Annotated in this window: 16 protein-coding genes; 11 read left to right on the top strand and 5 right to left on the bottom strand. The window is 54.8% G+C overall.

Features of this window, described 5'->3' with window-relative positions; genetic code table 11:
* Positions 1-87 precede the first annotated feature (87 nt).
* Positions 88-906: a DeoR/GlpR family DNA-binding transcription regulator gene (locus tag GJA01_RS10005; protein ID WP_010502567.1), complete on the bottom strand. Its 819-nt coding sequence runs from the start codon at positions 904-906 to the stop codon at positions 88-90.
* 273 nt (positions 907-1,179) lie between these two features.
* Between GJA01_RS10005 and GJA01_RS10000 the strand changes: the two genes are divergently transcribed.
* The 11 genes from GJA01_RS10000 (at position 1,180) to glpK (ending at position 13,767) form a co-directional block, all read left to right on the top strand.
* Positions 1,180-2,772 (top strand): FGGY-family carbohydrate kinase, encoded by a 1,593-nt coding sequence (locus GJA01_RS10000; RefSeq protein ID WP_062503260.1) that lies wholly within the window; start codon positions 1,180-1,182, stop codon positions 2,770-2,772.
* Positions 2,769-4,478 carry a glycerol-3-phosphate dehydrogenase/oxidase gene (locus tag GJA01_RS09995; RefSeq protein WP_062503263.1) on the top strand — a complete coding sequence of 570 codons (1,710 nt, stop codon included), beginning with the start codon at positions 2,769-2,771 and terminating at the stop codon, positions 4,476-4,478. The genes GJA01_RS10000 and GJA01_RS09995 overlap by 4 nt, the downstream gene beginning before the upstream one ends.
* A gap of 3 nt (positions 4,479-4,481) precedes the next feature.
* Positions 4,482-5,465 (top strand): beta/alpha barrel domain-containing protein, encoded by a 984-nt coding sequence (locus GJA01_RS09990; protein ID WP_062503265.1) that lies wholly within the window; start codon positions 4,482-4,484, stop codon positions 5,463-5,465.
* A 182-nt stretch (positions 5,466-5,647) separates the two neighbouring features.
* Positions 5,648-6,430, top strand: a complete 783-nt coding sequence (locus GJA01_RS09985; RefSeq protein ID WP_062503267.1) for a triose-phosphate isomerase — start codon at positions 5,648-5,650, stop codon at positions 6,428-6,430.
* On the top strand, positions 6,427-7,251 hold the full coding sequence (locus tag GJA01_RS09980; RefSeq protein ID WP_062503269.1) for a DeoR/GlpR family DNA-binding transcription regulator: 825 nt from the start codon (positions 6,427-6,429) through the stop codon (positions 7,249-7,251). The genes GJA01_RS09985 and GJA01_RS09980 overlap by 4 nt, the downstream gene beginning before the upstream one ends.
* Before the next feature lie 111 nt (positions 7,252-7,362).
* Positions 7,363-8,304: a beta-propeller fold lactonase family protein gene (locus GJA01_RS09975; RefSeq protein WP_062503271.1), complete on the top strand. Its 942-nt coding sequence runs from the start codon at positions 7,363-7,365 to the stop codon at positions 8,302-8,304.
* Between the two features lie 58 nt (positions 8,305-8,362).
* Complete coding sequence (locus tag GJA01_RS09970; RefSeq protein ID WP_062503273.1) at positions 8,363-8,677, top strand: antibiotic biosynthesis monooxygenase family protein; 315 nt, start codon at positions 8,363-8,365, stop codon at positions 8,675-8,677.
* 87 nt (positions 8,678-8,764) lie between these two features.
* Positions 8,765-9,550: a DeoR/GlpR family DNA-binding transcription regulator gene (locus GJA01_RS09965; RefSeq protein WP_062503274.1), complete on the top strand. Its 786-nt coding sequence runs from the start codon at positions 8,765-8,767 to the stop codon at positions 9,548-9,550.
* A gap of 120 nt (positions 9,551-9,670) precedes the next feature.
* Positions 9,671-11,251, top strand: coding sequence for a glycerol-3-phosphate dehydrogenase (glpD, locus tag GJA01_RS09960; protein ID WP_062503275.1), 1,581 nt, complete (start codon positions 9,671-9,673; stop codon positions 11,249-11,251).
* A 37-nt stretch (positions 11,252-11,288) separates the two neighbouring features.
* Positions 11,289-12,191 carry an MIP/aquaporin family protein gene (locus tag GJA01_RS09955; RefSeq protein WP_023945558.1) on the top strand — a complete coding sequence of 301 codons (903 nt, stop codon included), beginning with the start codon at positions 11,289-11,291 and terminating at the stop codon, positions 12,189-12,191.
* A gap of 25 nt (positions 12,192-12,216) precedes the next feature.
* Positions 12,217-13,767, top strand: coding sequence for a glycerol kinase GlpK (gene glpK / locus GJA01_RS09950; protein ID WP_062503277.1), 1,551 nt, complete (start codon positions 12,217-12,219; stop codon positions 13,765-13,767).
* 86 nt (positions 13,768-13,853) lie between these two features.
* Here the strand turns inward: glpK and mqo are convergent, their stop codons facing one another.
* The 4 genes from mqo to metH all read right to left on the bottom strand — a co-directional run bounded on the left by mqo (position 13,854) and on the right by metH (position 20,723).
* Positions 13,854-15,350, bottom strand: a complete 1,497-nt coding sequence (gene mqo, locus GJA01_RS09945) for a malate dehydrogenase (quinone) (RefSeq protein WP_062503278.1) — start codon at positions 15,348-15,350, stop codon at positions 13,854-13,856.
* A gap of 40 nt (positions 15,351-15,390) precedes the next feature.
* Positions 15,391-16,809: an FAD-binding oxidoreductase gene (locus tag GJA01_RS09940; protein ID WP_062503280.1), complete on the bottom strand. Its 1,419-nt coding sequence runs from the start codon at positions 16,807-16,809 to the stop codon at positions 15,391-15,393.
* Positions 16,810-16,947: 138 nt separating this feature from the next.
* Positions 16,948-17,196 carry a hypothetical protein gene (locus GJA01_RS09935; protein WP_010502590.1) on the bottom strand — a complete coding sequence of 83 codons (249 nt, stop codon included), beginning with the start codon at positions 17,194-17,196 and terminating at the stop codon, positions 16,948-16,950.
* Positions 17,197-17,216: 20 nt separating this feature from the next.
* On the bottom strand, positions 17,217-20,723 hold the full coding sequence (metH, locus tag GJA01_RS09930) for a methionine synthase (RefSeq protein WP_062503283.1): 3,507 nt from the start codon (positions 20,721-20,723) through the stop codon (positions 17,217-17,219).
* Positions 20,724-20,731 lie beyond the last annotated feature (8 nt).

The raw sequence follows: 20,731 nt of genomic DNA, 5'->3' as shown, positions 1-20,731 counted from the left end.
TACGAGGCAGAGTCGTGGATTTTTAGAAGTATGTTTCCGGAAAAATATTTTGGGAAATTCCGTGTAGGGAATTTCCCTGAGCGGGATTTATCCGCAAACTTCTATATTAATTCCATCTTGGATAAGGCTTTTCCGCAGTGATGGTTTGATTTGAGAGTCTGTCAGAACAAGATCGAACTCGTTCAATGACGCCAATCGATGTAGGCCGCCCTTACGGAATTTTGTACTGTCTACGAGCAGAACGGTTTGATCCGAGATCTGCATCAATGCCTGCTTGACCTTTACGACGTCCTGGTCATTTTGAAACGCGGTTTCATTATGAATAATTGACGTTGAAAGAAACATCGTATTGGCGCGGAGTGACTTTGCGGCCTGTTCACAAACAAGGCCAAAAAATGCATTGCGTGGCTGATTGTAATCTCCTCCCAGACAAATGATCTTGAGGTTCGGATAAGGGGCCAGCGCCTGAATCACACCGACGGCATTGGTAATGATTGTCAGAGGGGCGAGAGCGGGAAGAAGGGGCAGCATTGCTGCGACCGTTGTTGAGTCGTCCAGGACCAGAATCTGTTCTGGTGTGATCATCGAGATCGCACGATGGATGATGGATTCTTTAAGGTCTGGTGCGCGGGATTTTCGAAAATTGACTGTTTTCTGAGTCACAACCCGGTTTTTGAGAACAATACTGCCATGAAGCTTGTCGATCAGACCCTGGGCCGCGAGAGCGTGTGCGTCCCGGTGAATGGTCATGCGACTCACGCCGAAACGCTCTGAAAGGGTCTCGATCGTAGCGCTACCGGTTTCCAGAAGCACGTCAAGGATCTGCTGTTGTCTGGCACTGTTGTCCCGACGCTTGCTGAGAAGGACACCAGGAGAGGCAGTTGTCACGCCCGAACCGTCAGTCATCTGTCAAAAAGATCCTTGTCTCTCGGTAAGGCCGTTTTGCGGCAAAGAGGCTTCTACATACCAGTGCTGACGAAATTTGTAATGTTCGGATGTGCAGTTTGATGAGGTTTTGAGCGGAAATATCACACAGGCAGCTCCCCGAGTTCAAAAGTGATATTTATCACATTGACGCCGGTATATTAACACGTATATCACATGATAATAACATTTTCTGTGTTATCGGTCGCATTTTTCGTAGAGGCCGATAACAAGAAGGCGTCTGGAGGGCCAGTGATGCGCCAGGATTTCACAATCGGGATCGACTGCGGTTCCACGACGACAAAGGCTGTTGTCTTTTCGAGGGCGGGTGAAATCGTAGGATTAGGACGCCGACGTGTTCCGCAGCATATGGATGAGCCGAGGCACGTTGAGCGCGACATGCATGAAGCATGGCGTGCCGTGGTCGAAGCTGTCAGAGATGCGCTTGAAAGTTCCGGTGTTCCGCCGCAAGCGATAGCGGGTGTGGGTGTAACAGCTCACGGGGATGGGCTTTTTGTTCTTGATCGCTCAAGAAGCCCTCTGGGCCGTGGAATTATGTCGCTCGACAGCCGTGCGACGGAGCTACACGAAGAGTGGAAACGGGAGGGGCGCCTTGAGAAGGTTGTTCCGATTGCCGGGCAACGACCTTATTCTTATTCTGCCACCACACTTCTTGCTTGGATGAAGCGTCATCAGCCGGATCGATATGCTGAAATTGGCACTGTTTTCTTTGCCAAAGACTGGATACGACTCTGTCTGACGGGTGAGATTGCCACGGATCTGACTGAAGCCAGTACGTCGTTTACGGATCTGTATACGCAGGATTATAGCGACAGCATTCTTGATGTGCTGGAGATTTCGGAGATCCGGGGTGCGCTCCCGCGGATGCTGTTGTCCTGTGATCGAGGTGGAGTGATTACCCGTGATGCAGCCATGGCGACGGGGCTTCTGGAAGGAACGCCTGTTTCTGCGGGTCTGCATGATGTAACAGCTGCCGCCGTCGGGCTGGGCTATACGCAGCCGGGTGATCTCTCCATCACGGCAGGCACGTTTTCTATCAACGAAATCTTCCGGAGCCGTCCGGTCATCGGAGAGGGTTGGTCCTGTCGTGCGGGTTACCGTAAGGGGTTGTGGAACTGCATGGCGATTTCGCCAGCATCATCGAGCAATCTCGAATGGCTGGCACGCATGCTGCTGCCTGAAGAAAAGGAAGCAGCCCAGATTTTGACAGGTGAAGTCGAAGCCAGGCTTGGTCGCTCCCGGGCAGAGCGGCCAGTTCCTCTCTATCACCCCTTCCTGTTCGGCTCCCCTTATGAAGCTCCGGCGAGCGCGTCTCTGTTTGGCGTGCAATCCTGGCATGATCGGGCAGATCTGTTTCAGGCGATGATTGAAGGAACGATTTTCAATCATCGCGAGCATGTTGAAACTCTTCGACTGACGGGTGCTGTCCGTCGTCTTGGCGTGTCGGGAGGGGGCAGCGGTCAGGCTTCCATCGCTCAGATGTTCGCAGATATTCTGAACGTCCCAGTGGAAATTTCCAGTGTTCGGGAAGCTGGTGCGCTTGGGGCCGCTCTGACGGCCAGTGTGGCCGTTGGGTTGTATGACAGTCTCGAAGACGCGGTCGTGGCTCAGGATATTCCGATGACGGTTTATCAGCCTGAGCCGGGCCGGGTCCGAATTTATGAAGGCATTTATCAGCGCTACGTGGCGCTGACACAAGCCATGAAGCCATTCTGGTCAGGTCTGTACGAAGGAACAGCAGAGTCCTTCTCCCAGGATGAGGCAGAACAGGCCCCTGTATCGACTTTTCTTGTTGCGACTGAAATGACGCAGGAGATCAGGTTATGAAATCCGTTTCCGTTGTGTCGGATAATACTGAATTTGATGTCGTCATCATTGGCGCGGGAATTAACGGAGCAGGTCTGTTTCGTGAGTTGGCGTTGCAGGGCGTAAAGACGCTCATTCTTGATCGGAGCGATATCTGTACGGGTGCATCATGTGCGCCATCTCGCCTCATCCATGGTGGCATCAAGTATCTGGAAACAGGAGAGTTCAAGCTGGTGGCGCAATCCACTCTTGAGCGGAACCTTCTGCTTAGAAATGCCCCGCATGTGGTGCGCCCATTGCCGACTGTTCTGCCAATTCGCACATGGTTTGGGGGAATCGTTCCGTCTTTCCGTCGCTTTCTGAATCTGGGCGGTAAGATGACGGATCGAGGAGCACTGGTTCTGGAAGCCGGACTTCAGATCTATGATTTTCTGGGGCGGCGTGCTCGCGTCATGCCGAGACACTCCCTGTTTCTGGGAGGGCGGACGCGTCGCGAATGGCCACATATGGCCAAGGATGTTGTCGCGACGGCTCAATACTATGACGCTGCCATCACCCAGCCTGAACGGCTTGGTTATGAATGTGTGCAAGACGGGCTCGAAACCGCACCGAGTTGTGAAGCCCTGACATATACGGTGCCTGTTTCCTTTCAGGACGGACAACTTGTTCTGCGCGATGTGCAGACCGATGAAGTACGGACCGTGAAGGCGCGCGTTATCGTCAATGCGGGTGGAGCGTGGATTGATCAGATCAATGCAATTCTTGGCCTGCCCACAAAGTATATCGGCGGCACCAAGGGGTCTCATCTGCTTCTGAAGCATGATGACCTGCTTCGGGAGTTGAAAGGACGGATGGTCTATTTCGGGACACCGGATGGACGGATCTGTTTGGCTTATCCGTTTTTCGGCCATGTGCTTGTCGGGTCTACGGATCTGCGGATTGACGATCCGGACAAGGCCGTCTGCACCGATGAAGAGCAGGACTACATGCTTCGCATGTTGGCGGATCTGTTCCCCGGCTTTCATATCGCCAAGGAGCAGGTCATCTACCGTTATAGCGGCGTGCGGCCATTACCTGCCACAAATGCGGCGGATCCAGGCGCCATCAGTCGAGACCATATTACCCATGAGGACAATGTTGCAGGGATACCTCTTCTGTCTCTCGTGGGGGGGAAGTGGACGACGTTCCGAGGTTTGAGCGAAGAAGTGGCCGATCACATTCTGGCGTTACTCGGCCATCCCAGAAGCACGTCCACGAAGGAGCTGGCGATTGGTGGTGGTCGCAGTTTCCCTTCCGTTGAGCAGCATACGGCTTATCTCGACAGACTGGCGATTTCCTGCGGGATTCCTCGTCCGAGGGCAGCAGACCTTCTGGACCGATACGGAACGCTTGCTCGCAAAATTGCGGTCTTTTGCCAGGAAGACGCAGATGCGCCGTTGCGGACACTCCCGTCATACACGCGTCGTGAGTTGGCGTTTATTTCCAGAAATGAACTTGTGCGGCGGGTGTCAGATGTTTTGTACCGTCGCACACCTATCGCCTTGAGTGGCCGAATGACACCCGACGTGGTGCAGGAGGTGGCTCGCGTTGTTGGAGAAGAGCTGGGCTGGAGCGAGCGAGATATTGCTCGGGAAGCCCAGGCTGCCTGGAAGGAAGGGTGTGAGCGCCACAACCTTCAGGGTGACTTCCCTGTTTCGTCTGAACCCCAGAAAATTCTGAAGGCTTGAGCCATGAACCGTTACGAAGAAAAAATTGCACGCATGGTGGCCGGTAAGGACACGCGCTACGATTTCATCCTGGCAGACGCCAAGGACTCAGATATGGCGGCGGGTATCAGTGCCATGGGGCGTCGTCGCAATCCGCGTTCGGGGCAGTCTGTTTTTCGGAGCCGGCCAGAATATCTGTCTGAAATCCAGTCCATTATCCGTCAGGATATTGTAGATATCATGCTGACGTCTGCCTCCATTCTGGAAGACCTTCTGGAAAAGGACGCGTTCAATGGCACGAAAGTGCAGACGGCCATTCGTGCAAACGATACGACTGATCTGTGGCGGGGACGAGGAAGCGATTATCGCTCCCAGAAATCCGTCCCTTTTCGTTCCGCATCTCTTGAGCGCGCCCAGACGGGGCTTGGACTGTATTCCATGACGTTCAACGGAGACGTCGAACAGGATACGCTGGCTCTGGAAGAGTTTGCGCGCTTTCGTGAGGAAGCCCAGGTTCACCGGTTCTCGTATTTCCTGGAGGTGTTCAATCCCAACGAAAGCCGGATTGCATCCAAGGATTACGGGATTTTCCTGAACGACATGATTACTCGCTCCCTTGCGGGACTACGAAAAGAAGAAAAACCTGTTTTTCTTAAGGTTCCCTTTAATGGCGGAGAGGCATTGAGCGAGCTGTGCCATTATGATCCGGCTGTCATTGTCGGCATCATGGGAGGCGGCAGTGGTACAACGCGTGATTGCCTGGAGTTGGTGCATCAGGCGCAAAACAGTGGTGCACGCGCTGCGCTCTTTGGGCGCAAGATCGTGGATGCTGATGATCCGCTGCTTCTTATCGAAGCGATGCGTCGTGTGACTGACGGGGATCTTTCTCCGAATGAAGCGACACATTTTTATCACGACGGGCTGAGCAGAAAGGGCATCCCGACACTTCGCCCGGTTGAAACTGACAGTTTGGTGACGGAAAGCGTGTTGCTGGAACAGGCTGCCTGACTCTAACGGGCCCTTTATTTCATGCTCTCCGTGTCTGTCCGTGAGTGTCAGGCGCGGAGAGTTGAATGGAAAATATCATTCGTTTTGCACATTCCTTTGTTTGGAGTGTTAGAGTTTATCGCTAAAGCTATCTTATGTTGAGCGATAAAGAATCGGTGATCGCTCTTTTTCTGTGGAGATGAATGGTGGCACGCAAGACGGTCTGGATCGGCACGAACTGGAAAATGAACAAAGGGCCCTCAGAGGCGCTTGCGGCCGCAGAAGCTCTGAAAAGCTATCAACCTCCAGAGAGTGTAAAGCCTTTCATCATTGCACCTTTCACGTCCCTTCAGGTGGTTGCAGAGAAACTGAAGGATTCAGATGTTCTGGTAGGTGCACAGAACATGCACTGGGAAGAAAGCGGTTCATGGACCGGAGAAATCTCACCTGGCATGATCGAGGAATGTGGAGCCGATATCGTGCTCATTGGTCATTCCGAGCGCCGCCAGCATTTTGCTGAAACGGATTGGACGGTGAGTCGCAAAATGGCTGCTGCTTTGCGTCACGGTCTGAAGCCGCTTCTTTGTATTGGCGAAAGCCTTGATGAATATGATTATGGCGTCACGGATGAGACGCTGGCGCGGCAACTCAAGATCGCTTTGCATAATGTTGCGGTTGAGGATCTTCCGAATATCCTCATTGCTTATGAACCTGTCTGGGCCATCGGGGCAGGGGGGCGTGCCGCCGATACGGACTGTGTAGCGCGTGTCCATACCAGTCTGCGGCAGGTTCTGATTGAGATTGCGGGCGTGGAGATCGGGGGTCGTGTACCGCTGCTCTATGGTGGCAGCGTTACTCAGGATAACGCACGCAGTTATGTCGAACAGCCAAATGTCGATGGTGTGTTTGTCGGACGTGCAGGATGGAATGTTCCTGATTTTGAAAAACTGATCGATCGTGTCATCGAAGAAAGGGCACCGGCATGATCCCTGATTGTCTTCCCGGAAGTCGTGGAATTTCCGCACGCAGGCAGGCTGTGCTGGACTATGTGACGGAGCAGGGCTGTGTCCTCATTCAGGACATGCTCTCCCATTTCACCATGACGCGAGCAGCCATGAACCGCGACCTGCATGCACTGGCTGCGCAGGGCCTGATCCGTAAGGTTGGTGAGAGTGTGACGACTCTGTCCAATGCCGTTGCTGCCAGCAGTATCATGCACAGGACGCGACAGGCCGTTCAGGAAAAGCTTGGTATAACGGCCATCGCTGCGGATTTGATTGAAGAAGGCGATACGATCGCGCTTGATGATTCCGCCACGTCCCGTTTTCTGTCTGAACGGCTGAGTGCGATCGGGCAACTGACCGTTGTGACGAATAGCCTTGGGATCAGTACCAGAATAGGCCGGGCGAAAGATATCAACCTCATAGCCTTGGGCGGCCATTATAATCCGACTTTCGATGCATTTCTCGGTGTGCTGTGTGAGAGAAGTGTAACGTCCTTGCGGATTAACACGCTCTTTATGTCGACTTCCGCCATTCATGGACTTTCAGCGTATCATCAGGATGAAGACTTGATTAAGGCCAAGAGTGCATTGATGAATATGGCTGATCGGCGTGTCTTGATGGTCGACAGTCGTAAATTTGGCATCAGCGCACTGAACCATCTCGCCAATCTGTCAGATTTTGATACCGTCATAACGGACTCCGGGCTGTCTGAAGATGTGGCAGATCGTATGATCAGGGCTGGAATCAATCTTCGTGTGGCGGATATGCGCGGTACCGCATTACCAGAATTGGCAATGGCGTAATTCTCTTGGCTTTTTCGTGATTTCTCGCCTGCGTAAAGCTGAAAACTGCTGCTTCCATGGCTCGTTTTTCAAGAAGAAGGTTTTTGAAAAACGAGCTTGAGGATAGCGACCATGACAAGTATCCGCCGCAGTGACGGGCTTATTGCTGTCGATAAGAAAGCTGCTCAGGTTCTTTTCCTTGATCCCGATACGCTGGAAACGCTTTCTTATATTGGCGATATGCCAGTTCTTCCTCATGAACTGGCAATTGATCATAAGCGTGGACTGGCATTTATCCCTGCTTTCGGGGACGGTGTGCACGGTCATAATCCTAATCCCAATCATTTTGTTTCGGTCATTGATCTTGAGAGCAAAACGCGCATTTCTGATATCGATCTGACGCCGTTACAGGCTCCTCACACTCTGCGTTTTGGGCCAGACGGGTTATTATATGTCTGCTGCGAGAACAGTTCTGCGGTGGCTGTTATTGATCCGGAAACCAGAAGTGTAACGGGTGTTCTTTCCACGCACTCTAACAAGTGCCATCGATTGACTATTCTTCCTCGGCGTCAGTTGATCCTGACCGAGAATGAAGAAGATGCGACGCTTTCTGTAATTCGCATCGGAGAGGATGAGGCCTACCGAATGATCAGTCTTCCTGCGCCGGTTGCAGGAATTGAACATTTGCCGAATGAGAAATTTGTTGTCGTGACAAATGCTCTTCGACCTTCCTTGTTCCTGATGGATGTGGAGGCAGGGGAGTTGCGACAGGAGATACCGCTCAAGCATCATCGCAAGCCAGCTCAGATCGTGCGCCTTAGCCCTGACGGGCAATGGCTCCTTGTTGTGGGTGATTTCGAACCTGTCGTCACGTTGATCAGCCTGCCTCAATGGGACCAGTATCCTGTTGCTGTGGGTCAAAAACCGATGGATGCAGCCTTTCGACCAGACGGAACGACAGTGATTGTCGCGAACGAGGAAGATGGCACACTGACCGAGATCGATCTTGTGGGTCGAAAACCTCTCAGGACGGTTCAAGCCGGATCAGGTTGTGAGACACTCGGGTTTTTCTGAAGACGTTCACAATTTCATTTCTCCCCTTTGAAGCAGACCACCATCACAGGAAGAGATCATGTATATCGCAATGAACCGTTTCAAAGTCCGCCCTGATAGCGAAGAGGCTTTTCGTGCTCGCTGGCTGGAACGTGAGGTTCTGCTCAGGACGGTGCCAGGGTTCATCAGCTTCCAGTTTCTGCAGGGGCCAGAGCGGGAGGATCATATCCTTTATGCGTCTCACACTGTGTGGGAGTCTTACGAAGCCTTTATCGGCTGGACGCAGTCAGAACAGTTTCGTGCAGCGCACGCTGGTGCAGGGCAGGGCAAGGTTTTGACTGTCGGGCCGCCGGTGTTCGAGGGGTTTCTGGTGCTTCAGAACATTGAAGGGTGAGGGGGTAGGGCAGAAAGGAAAGTTCGTGATTGCGCGTTTTTGTTCGGGTTGTCACACTGACCTGAAAATCATGTCAGGTCAATTCCTATGAACACTCTTCCCGTTCGGATCAATCCTCGCCAGGATCAGATCATTCGCCTCGTCCGGAGCCAGGGATATGTCTCCAATGAGGATCTGGCGCAGCAGTTTGATGTCGCTGTTCAGACCATTCGGCGCGATATTGGCTTTTTGGCCGAACAGGGGCTTCTGACCCGACATCACGGGGGTGCCACGCCGAACTCCACAATTGAGAATATTGCCTATAACGAGCGGCAGATCCTGAATCTCAAAGCCAAGGACGCCATTGGGCGATGTGCGGCTGCCCTTATCCCGGATCGCTCGTCTCTCTTCATCAATATTGGCACAACAACGGAGGCTTTTGCCCGTTCTCTTGGGGGGCATCGTGACCTCAGGGTTGTGACCAATAACTTGCATGTTGCCTCTCTGATCTCCGGGCGACCCGATTTCCGGACTGTGATCTGTGCAGGGGAGCTGCGCCCGAAGGACGGAGCAATTCTTGGAGCTGCGGCCATTGAAACGCTGGATTCCTTTCGAACCGAATACGGCGTGATTGGAATCAGCGGCATTGCGGAAGACGGAACACTCCTGGATTTCGACCTGTCTGAAATCCAGTGCGCCCGCACGATTCTTCGAAATTCTCAGCGCGTTCTGCTGCTGGCTGACCATACGAAGTTCAGTCGCCTGCCTATGGGGCGTGTGGGCGGCCTTGCGGATATTGATGATCTGATTACTGACCGGCCTGTTTCAGAAGAGTTCAAAGTCCTTCTGGATGCGGCGAACGTCACACTTCATATCGCCAAAATATCACAGTAGAGCGCGAAAAAAAGAACACTAATCTGTTATAAAACGAATAAGGGTCTTTACTTTATCGTTCAATATGCGCGAAAACGAACATCAGATGCTCGTTTTGGAGCGTGGTGACAGGAGAGTGTTATGTCATCGATTCGTGAAGTTTCGCCTTTGAACCGTGAGAGCGCGCCTTATGACGTGCTTGTCGTCGGTGGAGGCATCAATGGCTGCGGCATCGCGCGTGATGCCGCAGGCCGTGGCGCTAGTGTTCTGCTCGTGGAGCAGGACGATCTGGCGAGTCATACCTCTTCTGCCAGCACGAAGCTGATCCATGGTGGGCTTCGGTATCTGGAATATTATGAGTTCCGGCTTGTTCGTGAGGCTCTGATCGAGCGTGAGCGATTGCTGAAGATCGCACCGCACATCATCTGGCCCATGCGCTTTGTTCTGCCGCACTCCAAAATATTGCGGCCAGCATGGCTGCTGCGTACGGGCCTGTTCCTTTACGATCATCTCTGCACGACCATGACGCTTCCCAAGACACGCGCAGTCGATCTGCGGACTGATGTGACGGGTCGTCCGCTCAAGAGCGACTATGTCCGTGGCTTCGAGTATTCCGATGGCTGGGTGCAGGATAGCCGTCTGGTTGTACTGAATGCGATGGACGCAGCGCGTCTTGGTGCTTCGATCAATACACGCACACAGTTGATCAACGCAGAACGTGGATCGCAACTCTGGGCGGCTACTCTTCTTGATCGTGTAAGCGGCGAGACGCGGACAGTTCAGGCGAAGGCAATCATCAACGCTGCTGGCCCATGGGTTGCGGAGCTGCTTCAGGCTCGCGTTGGCGTTGCCAGCAAGAACAAGGTGCGCCTGGTCAAAGGCAGCCACATCGTTGTGCCGCGCCTGTTCGAAAGTAAGCAGGCTTACATCCTTCAGAATCCAGACAAGCGCATCGTGTTTGCAATCCCGTATGAGCAGGACTTTACGCTGATCGGCACGACGGATGTTCCTTGGGAGCAGGATCCGGGCAAGGTCGAGATTTCGAAGGCCGAGATCCAGTATCTCTGCGAGAGCGTGAACCGCTATTTTCAGAAATCCGTTAGCCCGGATGATGTGGTCTGGACCTATGCTGGCGTTCGTCCTTTGTATGACGACAATTCCGGCAATGCGTCTGCCGTGACGCGCGACTATGTGCTGGATGTCGACGCATCTGGTGCGCCCATCCTGTCCGTCTTTGGTGGCAAGATCACAACGTTCCGTAAGCTGGCAGAGCATGCGCTTGAAAAGCTGGTAACGTATCTTCCCGTACTGGGTGGTCCGTCCTGGACGGCAGACACTCCGCTTCCGGGTGGTGATTTCGCTTCTGCGGAGTTTGATCGTCAGGTCGCGAAGCTTCAGGCTTACGCACCTCACCTGACACCGAAAACGGCATGGCGTCTGGTGCGGAACTACGGTCTGAGGGCTTTCGATATCGCAACGGCTGCCGAAACCGAGATGGGGCAGTGGTTCGGTGCGACGCTGAGTGCTCGTGAAGTCGATTATCTGATCGACAACGAATGGGCGCGCTCTGCTGAGGACATTCTGTGGCGTCGGTCCAAGCTTGGTCTGTTCATGACCGATGCTGAGAAAGCGGCCCTTCAGACTTATATGGAAGAACGTGTCGGGACGGATCGTCCGACAGGTTCCGAAGCATCCCAGACATGGCGGCAGGACGTCGCCTGATCTTCTTCTCTTCACTTTTCATGTCGGATATCCGGTCATGTCAGAGAATAAACGCTACCTTGGTGAACTCCTCGCTGAGTTCTTTGCCGTCGCCATCATCATCCTCTTCGGAGATGGCGTTGCTGCCATGTATTCGCTCTACGATCCCAGCCCGTACAAGACGGCATACTGGGGCGTCTGTATCGTCTGGGGGCTGGCTGTCACGGTTGCGATCTACGCGACCGGTGCGGTCAGCGGGACGCACGCCAATCCGGCCGTGACGTTGTCACTCGCGCTCTTCCGAGGGTTCTCCTGGAAGAAGGTCGTGCCCTATATCGGCGCGCAGGTGCTGGGTGGACTGGCTGGCGCAGCGCTGGTGTATTCAATGTATGTACCCGTCATTGATCACTACAATGCTGCTCATGGCCTGACGCGTGCGCTTGATGGTGGCTCTGCTGGTGTGTTCTTCACCCATCCAGGTGACTTCATCAGTGTATCGCATGCATTCTGGGATGAAGCCGTTCTGACAGGTATTCTTGTATTCGGTATCTTTGCCGTAACATGTCAGTATAATACGCAGGCTCCACAGGCGAATTCCGGTGCGCTGATTATTGGTCTTCTGGTCGCTATTATCGGTGCTTCTGCCGGTTATCTGGAGGCATGGGCCATCAACCCGGCTCGTGACTTTGGCCCGCGTCTGTTCTGCTTCTTCGCAGGTTGGGGGCAGGCCGCTATTCCGGCTCCGTCCAATTACTGGTGGGTTCCGATTGCTGCGCCTATGGTGGGTGGTCCGATCGGTGCTGCGATTTATCAGTACGGTCTGCGTCCCTTCATGCCACGGGTGTCTCTCGTAACAACTGCGTCCGTATCTGAAGCGCTAAACACGTCCGAACCTGTTCTTGTTGTCTCGAACCCTTCCGCGCCTGCTTCCACAGGCCCCGTCATCGACAAGGTCTCCTGATCTGTCCGTTTCCGGAGTAAGTACCATGACACAGAAAGACTGCATCCTGGCAATCGATCAGGGCACAACCTCAACCCGCAGCATTGTTTTTGATCGCAATGCCAAAGCTCTGTCGATATCCCGCAGCGAGTTTCCTCAGCACTACCCTGAACTGGGCTGGGTGGAACACGATGTGGAAGACATCTGGGAAGATGTTCTTGAAACGGCGCGTGAAGCCATTTCCACAGCAGGCGGCGTTGGCCGGATTGCAGCGATTGGGATTACGAACCAACGCGAGACGGTGGTGATCTGGGACCGCAAGACGGGCAAGCCCATTCATAACGCGCTTGTCTGGCAGGATCGCCGCACGGCCAGTGAATGTAACCGCCTGCGGGACCAGGGGGCCGAAGAGCTGGTGCGGGAGAAGACCGGTCTTCTGCTGGACCCGTATTTTTCTGCCAGCAAGATTGCCTGGACGCTGGATCATGTTCAGGGAGCGCGTCAGCGTGCCGAAGCTGGTGAGCTTGCTGCTGGCACAATAGACAGCTTCCTTCTGTGGCGCCTGACGGGTGGCAAGAAGCATGCAACTGACATCACAAATGCCTGCCGCACGTCCCTGTTCAATATTCATACCCTCCAGTGGGATGATGAACTGCTGAGCCTGTTTAACGTGCCGCGTGCGCTTCTCCCGGACGTGCAGGATAACAGTTGTGAATTCGGTCGGACCGATCCGGAACTGTTCGGTGAGTCCGTTGTCATCGGCGGTATGGCTGGCGACCAGCATGCAGCACTGATCGGACAGGCCTGTTTTGAGGAGGGTATGGCCAAGGCAACCTACGGAACGGGCTGCTTCATGCTGCTCAACACCGGAGAAAAGCCGATCCAGTCCAACAACCGTCTTCTGACGACGATTGGTTATCGGATTGGCGATAAGACGACTTATGCCCTTGAAGGCTCCATTTTCGTGGCTGGCGCCGGCATCAAATGGCTGCGCGATGGTCTGCAACTCATCACCCATGCCTCCCAGACCGATGACATGGCAACGCGTATTCCTGACAGTCACGGCGTGTACATGGTTCCGGCCTTCGTTGGGCTTGGGGCACCTCACTGGGACCCAGAAGCTCGCGGCATGATCTTCGGCCTGACTCTGGGCTCAACGCAGGCTCATATTGCCCGTGCGATGCTAGAATCCGTTGCTTACCAGACATATGACCTTCTTCATGCCATGCGTCAGGATGGGGCCATGCGGGCCAAGACGCTGCGGATCGACGGCGGTATGGCTGCCAATGACTGGTTCGCCCAGTTCCTGGCCAGCATGCTCAAGGCTGATGTCGAGCGTCCGGTCAATGTTGAAACCACGGCGATTGGTGCAGCCTTCCTGGCGGGATTGCATGTGGGGCTGTGGAAAGATCTTGATGAAGTCGCTGCGACCTGGGAGCAGGAGCGTCTGTTCTCTCCGAAGATGGATCCGGCACAGCGTCGCATCATGATCGACGGTTGGCACAATGCGGTTCAGCGTACACTGACACCACATGCGGCAAGCGCTGTAGCAGCACGTGCGTCAGCACCGAAGGTTAGTACAGTTCAGGCAGCCTGATCGCTCTCCAGGTCTGCCTGATATGGCCGGTTAGTTCGTCGGGGGACGATAACCGGCCTTTTTTTGTTAAAGTTGTCTTGAAGAAATCAGTTTTCGATCTGCAAGGTCTGAGCCGTCTCCCGACGAAGCTCACGGCAGAGTTTCGGGTTGGCCTTCAGATCCACGCCATAAGCCGGGAAGATTTCTCGAAGGCGCGGCAGCCACCCTGCTGCGGCCACGTTCTGTGGAAAGCATTTCTCCACGACCTGCAACGCTACTGATGCCGCGATGGACGCGCCCGGCGAGGCGCCAAGAACGGCAGCAAGAGATTGATCAGAACTGCGGACCAGCTCTGTGCCAAAGCGCAGGACACCGTGTAGTCCTCCGTTATCGGGCTTGATGATCTGAACGCGTTGTCCTGCCACGACTTTCGTCCACTGGTTTTCGTTGGCGCGAGGATAGAAGTTAAGCAGGGAACGAAAACGTTTGTGATCACTCTGCATCACTTCCCGAACCAGATAATTCATCAGAGACAGATTATCTTTGGCAGCCGTGACGGCAGGAATGAGGTTGCCGCCATTCAAGGATCTGAAATAATCCATCCATGAACCGCTCTTAAGGAATTTCGTAGAGAAACCAGCATAGGGCCCAAAGAGCAGGCAGGATTTTCCATCAATCACCCTTGTATCAAGGTGAGGGACGGACATGGGTGGGGACCCCACCGGCGCTTTTCCGTAAACCTTGGCATGATGGCGCTGGGTGATGGCCGGGTCGGTGCACTGGAGCCATAGTCCACTGACCGGGAAGCCCGCGTATCGGCGCGCTTCCGGGATACCGGATTTTTGAAGCAGAGGGAGAGCCGCTCCGCCGGCACCAACAAAAACAAAGCGCGTCAAAACGGAGCGCCTTGTACCCGTTTGTGTGTTAACCGCTGTCACACGCCAGCGACCATCCGTTGTTTTGACGAGATCCGTGACATGGTGACGATAAAAACTGTGGAAACCTGTTTCTTTTTCGAGGCTGGAAAACAGGTTGCGTGTGAGTGAGCCAAAATCGACATCCGTTCCGCTTCGAATTCGCGTGGCAGCGACCGGGACGGAGGGATCGCGCCCTTCCATCGCCAAAGGAGCCCAGTCCGCAATCACAGCAGGATCTTCGCTGTATTCCATTCCGTCAAAGCAATGATGACTGGCCATCGCATCATATCGAGCCTTCAGGAACGCGACATCTTTCTTGCCCCACACCAGACTGACATGCGGACAGGCATGGATGAAGGAGCCAGCGTCTGCGAGACGCCCGCTGCGAACCCAGTGAGACCAGAGCTGCCGGGAAATATCGAATTCCGTATTGACCGCCAGAGCCTTGGAGATATCTACGCTGCCATCCGGACGCTGTGGCGTATAATTCAGCTCACAGTTACCCGCATGGCCTGTCCCGGCATTGTTCCAGGCTTTGGAGCTTTCCAGCCCACAATGCTCCAGTGTTTCGAACATCGTGATGGACAGTTCTGGAGACAGGTCTTTCAGCAGTGCGGCAAACGTCGCACTCATGACACCGCCCCCAATCAGGACGACATCAGGAAACGTAGCGGAGGCTGAAGGCATTGCAGGCAGGGTCCGTAAAAGCAGAACAGAAGAGGTGGTCTTATCCTCTATAAACGGGTCCGTTGGGAAGCAATTTGCCTGGATTGAGAATGTGATGAGGGTCCATTGTGCTCTTGAGGGCCCTCATCACGCTGAGGGCACCTTCTCCGTGTTCAGTCGCCAGAAACTCCAGTTTTCCCATGCCGACGCCATGTTCACCGCTGCATGAGCCATCAAGAGCAAGAGCACGTCCAACGATTTTCCGGTCCAACTCGAGTGCTCTTTCATAGCCTTCCGGAGAGTGTTCCGTGATGATGAGCGTGTGAAAATTCCCGTCTCCGACGTGGCCAAGAAGCGGAGCCTTCAGACCGGACGCCGCAATATCCTGCGATACGCCTTCGATCAGTTCACCGAGGCGCGAAATTGGAACAATACAGTCCGTTGAAATAACGCGGGCAGTTGGCTCAATCGCTTTGGCAGCCCAGAAGGCGTCATGGCGTGCTTTCCAGAGCCGCGCGCGGTCTTCAGCACTTTCAGCCCAGGCAAATCCCAGCCCATTGTTGGCAAGGGCCAGTTCTTCCGTAGCGGTGACCTGTTCCTGTACGGCAGCAGGGGCCCCTGCAAACTCAAAGAACAAAGTTGTAAGAGGGCGGAGCCCTTCGAGCTTTGAAAAACGGATGGAAGCTTCCATCTGCATACTGTCCATCAGTTCAACGCGATTGATGGGGATACCGCACTGAATGATTTCCATGGCCGTCTGGATGGCGTCATGCAGATTTTCAAACTGGCAGATCGCAGCAGACAGAGTATCGGGGCGGCCATGCAGGCGAAGCTGAACTTCTGTAATGATGCCCAGCGTGCCTTCCGAGCCGATGAAAAGGGATGTCAGGTCATAGCCGGTTGAGGATTTGCGGACGCGCCCACCTGTGCGGATGATCTCGCCCGTTGCCAGTACGACTGTCAGTCCCAGCACATTCTCCTTCATCGTTCCATAGCGGACAGCCGCTGTACCGGAGGCCCGTGTGGCGCACATGCCGCCAAGAGTGGCTTCCCCGCCGGGGTCAACCGGGAAGAACAGGCCGGTATCCCGGATCTGGGTATTGAGAGACTGGCGCGTCAGGCCAGCCTGAACGCGGCAATCCAGATCCTCGGCATTCAATTCCACAATGGTTGTCATGCGGGACAGGTCGAGGCTGATGGCGTGCTCCGGCGGTGTAACATGCCCTTCAACGGAGGTTCCTGCACCAAATGCAACGACGGGAACGCGGGCGATATGACATTCTTTCAACACGGCCGAGACGTCCTCGGTGCTCTCGGCAAAAATGACAGCCGCCGGAAGGCGAGCGGCATCCATGGCCTCGCCGTGACTGTGCTCCTCCAGAACGGAAGTTGCCGTGCTGATCTGGTTTTCCAGCCGAGGGCGAAGGCGGGACAGAACAGTCTGGAGGCGTTCTTCAGCAGAAGGGGAGAGAACCGTCATGGAATATCCAGAATTAAAAATGAGTGATTTTGTAAAATTATTATAAATTCAAAGCTTGGAAAGACAATCTCTCCTTGTTGGCTCTATGTCAGACCAAAAAAAACGCCCCATTGTGGGGCGTTTTTAGGGAGTCTGGAACTACCCGTTCCTGCGGCGGTCCAGAAACAGGAGCAGCAGATAGGGTAGAAAGAAATAAAGGATCATCACGACCATTAGTGGCTTGAGAAGCCACCCCATATCGGCGTGAAGAACGGACCGACTGAACATGTTGGCGAGCCCGAGAAGACACGTCACGCAGAAGAGCCCGAAGAAGTTTGCGAAGAAACCACGCTCACCATTGATTTGCCGAAGCTGGGTCAAAAGCCCGTCGATTTGTTGGGATGCCATGAGAGTGGGTCTCCGTTGGATCAGACTGTGAAGTATTTGGCGCGCGGGTTCAGAATGACCAGAGCGGACGTCGATTGCTCCGGGTGAAGCTGGAAGCCGTCAGACAGGGAAATGCCGATCCGTTCTGCATCCAGAAGGCGCAGGATTGGTTCCTGATCTTCAAGGCGCGGGCAGGCGGGATAACCGAAGGAGTATCGTGATCCACGATAGGACTGGGAGAGCATTTTCTCCATGTCGCGGTCATCTTCTGCAGCAAAGCCGAGTTCGGCACGGATGCGCTTGTGCGTGTACTCGGCCATGGCTTCCGCCATTTCGACTGACAGGCCATGCAGGTACAGATAGTCCTGATAACGGTTGGCCTCGAACCATTCACGCGCCAGATCGGATGCTTTCTGCCCGACTGTCACGACCTGAAGGCCAACGACATCGCGCTGTTCATCATTGATATCCCGCACGAAGTCCGCAATGCACTCGCCATCGTCCTTGGGCTGGCGAGGCAGTGTGAAGCGGGCGGCTTCTGTTTTTCCGTCTTCTTCGAACAGGATCAGATCATTCCCGTCACCGGCAGCTTTCCAGTAGCCATAAATGGCCTGTGGGCGGAGAATATTTTGTTCCGCATTCAAAGCCAGCATCCGCTTCAGGACTGGACGCAGTTCCGTCTTGGCGTAGTCCATGAATTCTTCAAGGGTACGGCCCTGTTTCCGGAAGCCCCACTGGAACTGATAGAGCGAGCGCTCATTCAGGAACGGCAGGACGGCACTGGGCGTAGCTTCCACCAGACGGGCTCCCCAGAACGGCGGCTCAAGCGGAGGAAGCTCGCCAGCAACACGGTTTCGGCGCTCGCGGGCTGCCGCAGGGTCTACGGCAGTGAAGCCTCGTGTTTCTGCGGCTTCCGGTGCTCGGACGTTCTTGCGGCTGGCTTTGCCTGCACGGCGCGTCTGGATGGCACTCAGATAGCCGTCAAATTCCCTCTGGGAAATCTTGTCCATGAGAGAAAGGCCGTCGAACGCATCACGGGCGTAGGCTACGCGGCCAGGCTCTTCACCGCCATATGACAGCGCGCATTCTTCCTCGACGTAGTTGCGTGTCAGGGCCGCACCACCCAGAATGACGGGAACATCAAAGCCCTGACGTCTCATCTCTTCCAGGTTTTCGCGCATGATAACCGTGGATTTGACCAGCAGACCGGACATGCCAATGGCATCCGCTTTATGCTCTTTAGCCGCTGTGATCATGTCTGCCAGCGGAACCTTGATGCCGAGATTAATGACCTGATATCCGTTATTGGTTAGGATAATATCCACGAGGTTCTTGCCGATGTCGTGGACGTCGCCCTTCACGGTCGCCAGAACCATCGTGCCACGATGCTGGCCCTCGACACGCTCCATATGCGGCTCAAGCCATGCAACAGCGGTCTTCATGGTCTCGGCGGATTGCAGTACGAACGGAAGCTGCATCTTGCCCGAACCGAACAACTCACCAACAACCTTCATGCCGTCCAGAAGCACGTTGTTGATGATATCCAGCGCAGGCATTTCCTGCATGGCGGCTTCGAGGTCTTCCTCAATGCCCTTGCGGTCACCGTCGACGATCCGGTCCTTGAGGCGCTCGGCAGGCGTTTCGGCACGACGCTTTTTGACGGCATCGGCAGCCTTGCGCCCTGCGAACAGTTCAAGGAGCTTCTGGAGCGGATCATAATCCTCGGTTCGACGATCAAAGATCAGGTCTTCCGCAACCTTGACCTCTTCCGGCGCAATGAGATGCAGCGGACGGATCTTGGAAACATGGACAATAGCGCCTGTCATGCCTGCCTTGACGGCGTGGTCAAGAAAGACAGAGTTCAGGACAGCACGCGCGGCCGGGTTCAGACCGAAGGAAATGTTGGAAAGACCAAGGATGATCTGAATGTCCGGGAATTTGTCCCGGATCATGCGGATACCCTCAAGCGTCCACTGACCCAGCTTCCGATCGTCTTCCACGCCGGTGGCAATCGTGAAGGTGAGGGGGTCGATCATCAGGTCAGACTGCGGCAGCCCATACTGATTGCAGGCGAAATCGACGAGGCGTTCGGCGATGCGCAGCTTGTCCTGCGGCTCCTTCGCCATGCCAACTTCATCAATGGTCAGACCGATCATGGCGGCGCCAAACTTGCGGGCCAGCTTCATGCGGTCATGCGCGTGTTCTTCACCATCTTCGAAGTTGATGGAGTTGATGATCGGCTTGCCACCATGCAGCTTCAAGGCTGCTTCGATAACAGGCGTTTCCGTTGAATCGATCACCAGCGGTGCATTCACGGAGGACGTGAAGCGCGTGATGATTTCGCTCATTTCGGCAGTTTCGTTACGGCCTACGAAAGCCGTGCAGATGTCGAGTGCGTTGGACCCCTCGGCAGCCTGTTCACGGCCCACCGCAACGCAGCCGTCCCAGTCGCCACTTTCTTGCAATTCGCGCCACTTCTTTGAACCGTTGGCATTGCAACGTTCGCCAATCGAGAAATAGCTGTTTTCCTGCCGTAGCGGGGTCTGGGTATAGAGGCTGGAAACGGACGGCATCCAGATCGTGTTCCGTTTGACCGGCGCAGGACGATATTTCTCACCACCCACACGACGGAGCATGCCATCGAGGGCCTGAATATGTGGTGTGGATGTGCCACAGCAGCCGCCGATCAGGTTCAGCCCGTCTTCACGGACGAAACGTTCCATCCAGACAGCCATTTCCGCCGGGCTGAGCGGATAGACCGTCTTGCCATCAACCAGTTCCGGTAGACCGGCATTGGGCTGCATAGAGATCAGGCCTGGCCAGTTCTCGGACAGCCAGCGGACGTGCTCGGCCATCTCCTGCGGACCGGTTGCACAGTTCAGACCGAGGGAGGGAACATCAAGTGCGTTCACGGTCGTCGCAGCGGCAGCAATATCCGGACCCACGAGAAGTGTGCCAGTCGTCTCAACTGTCACCTGCACAAAGATTGGTGCGTCTGACCCAAGCTCGATCCGGGCGATTTTTGCGGCGTTAACCGCAGCCTTGATCTGGAGCGTGTCCTGACAGGTTTCGATCAGGAAGCCATCTACCCCGCCGTCAATCAGGCCGCGGCACTGTTCAAGCAGACCTGCTTCAAGCGTGTCGTAGTCGATGTTGCCAAGCGTTGGGAGCTTCGTGCCCGGTCCGATAGACCCCATGACGTAACGGTGGCGATCGTCCGAAAATGTGTCTGCGGCTTCCCTCGCCAAAGTGGCGGCGACGCGATTGATCTCACGCGCGCGATCCTGAAGACCGAACTCGGCCAGAGTGACGATGGACCCGCCGAATGTGTTGGTCTCCACCATATCCGCGCCAGCTTCGAAATAGCCGCGATGAATTTCACGGACCAGTTCCGGGCGGGAAAGGTTCAGGATTTCCGTACAGTTTTCCTGTCCCCAGTAGTCTTTTTCAACTTCCAGATCGAGCATCTGCACACGCGATCCCATACCACCATCACAGAGCAGAACCTGGTCTGACAGGGCATCAAGAAGATGGGGACGTGAGGACATTGAGGCGC

The sequence above is a fragment of the Gluconobacter japonicus genome, assembly GCF_002723975.1.
Taxonomy (GTDB): Bacteria; Pseudomonadota; Alphaproteobacteria; order Acetobacterales; family Acetobacteraceae; genus Gluconobacter; species Gluconobacter japonicus.
The sequence above is the reverse complement of the archived record's forward strand: the minus strand, read 5'-3'. Positions and strand labels throughout refer to the sequence as shown.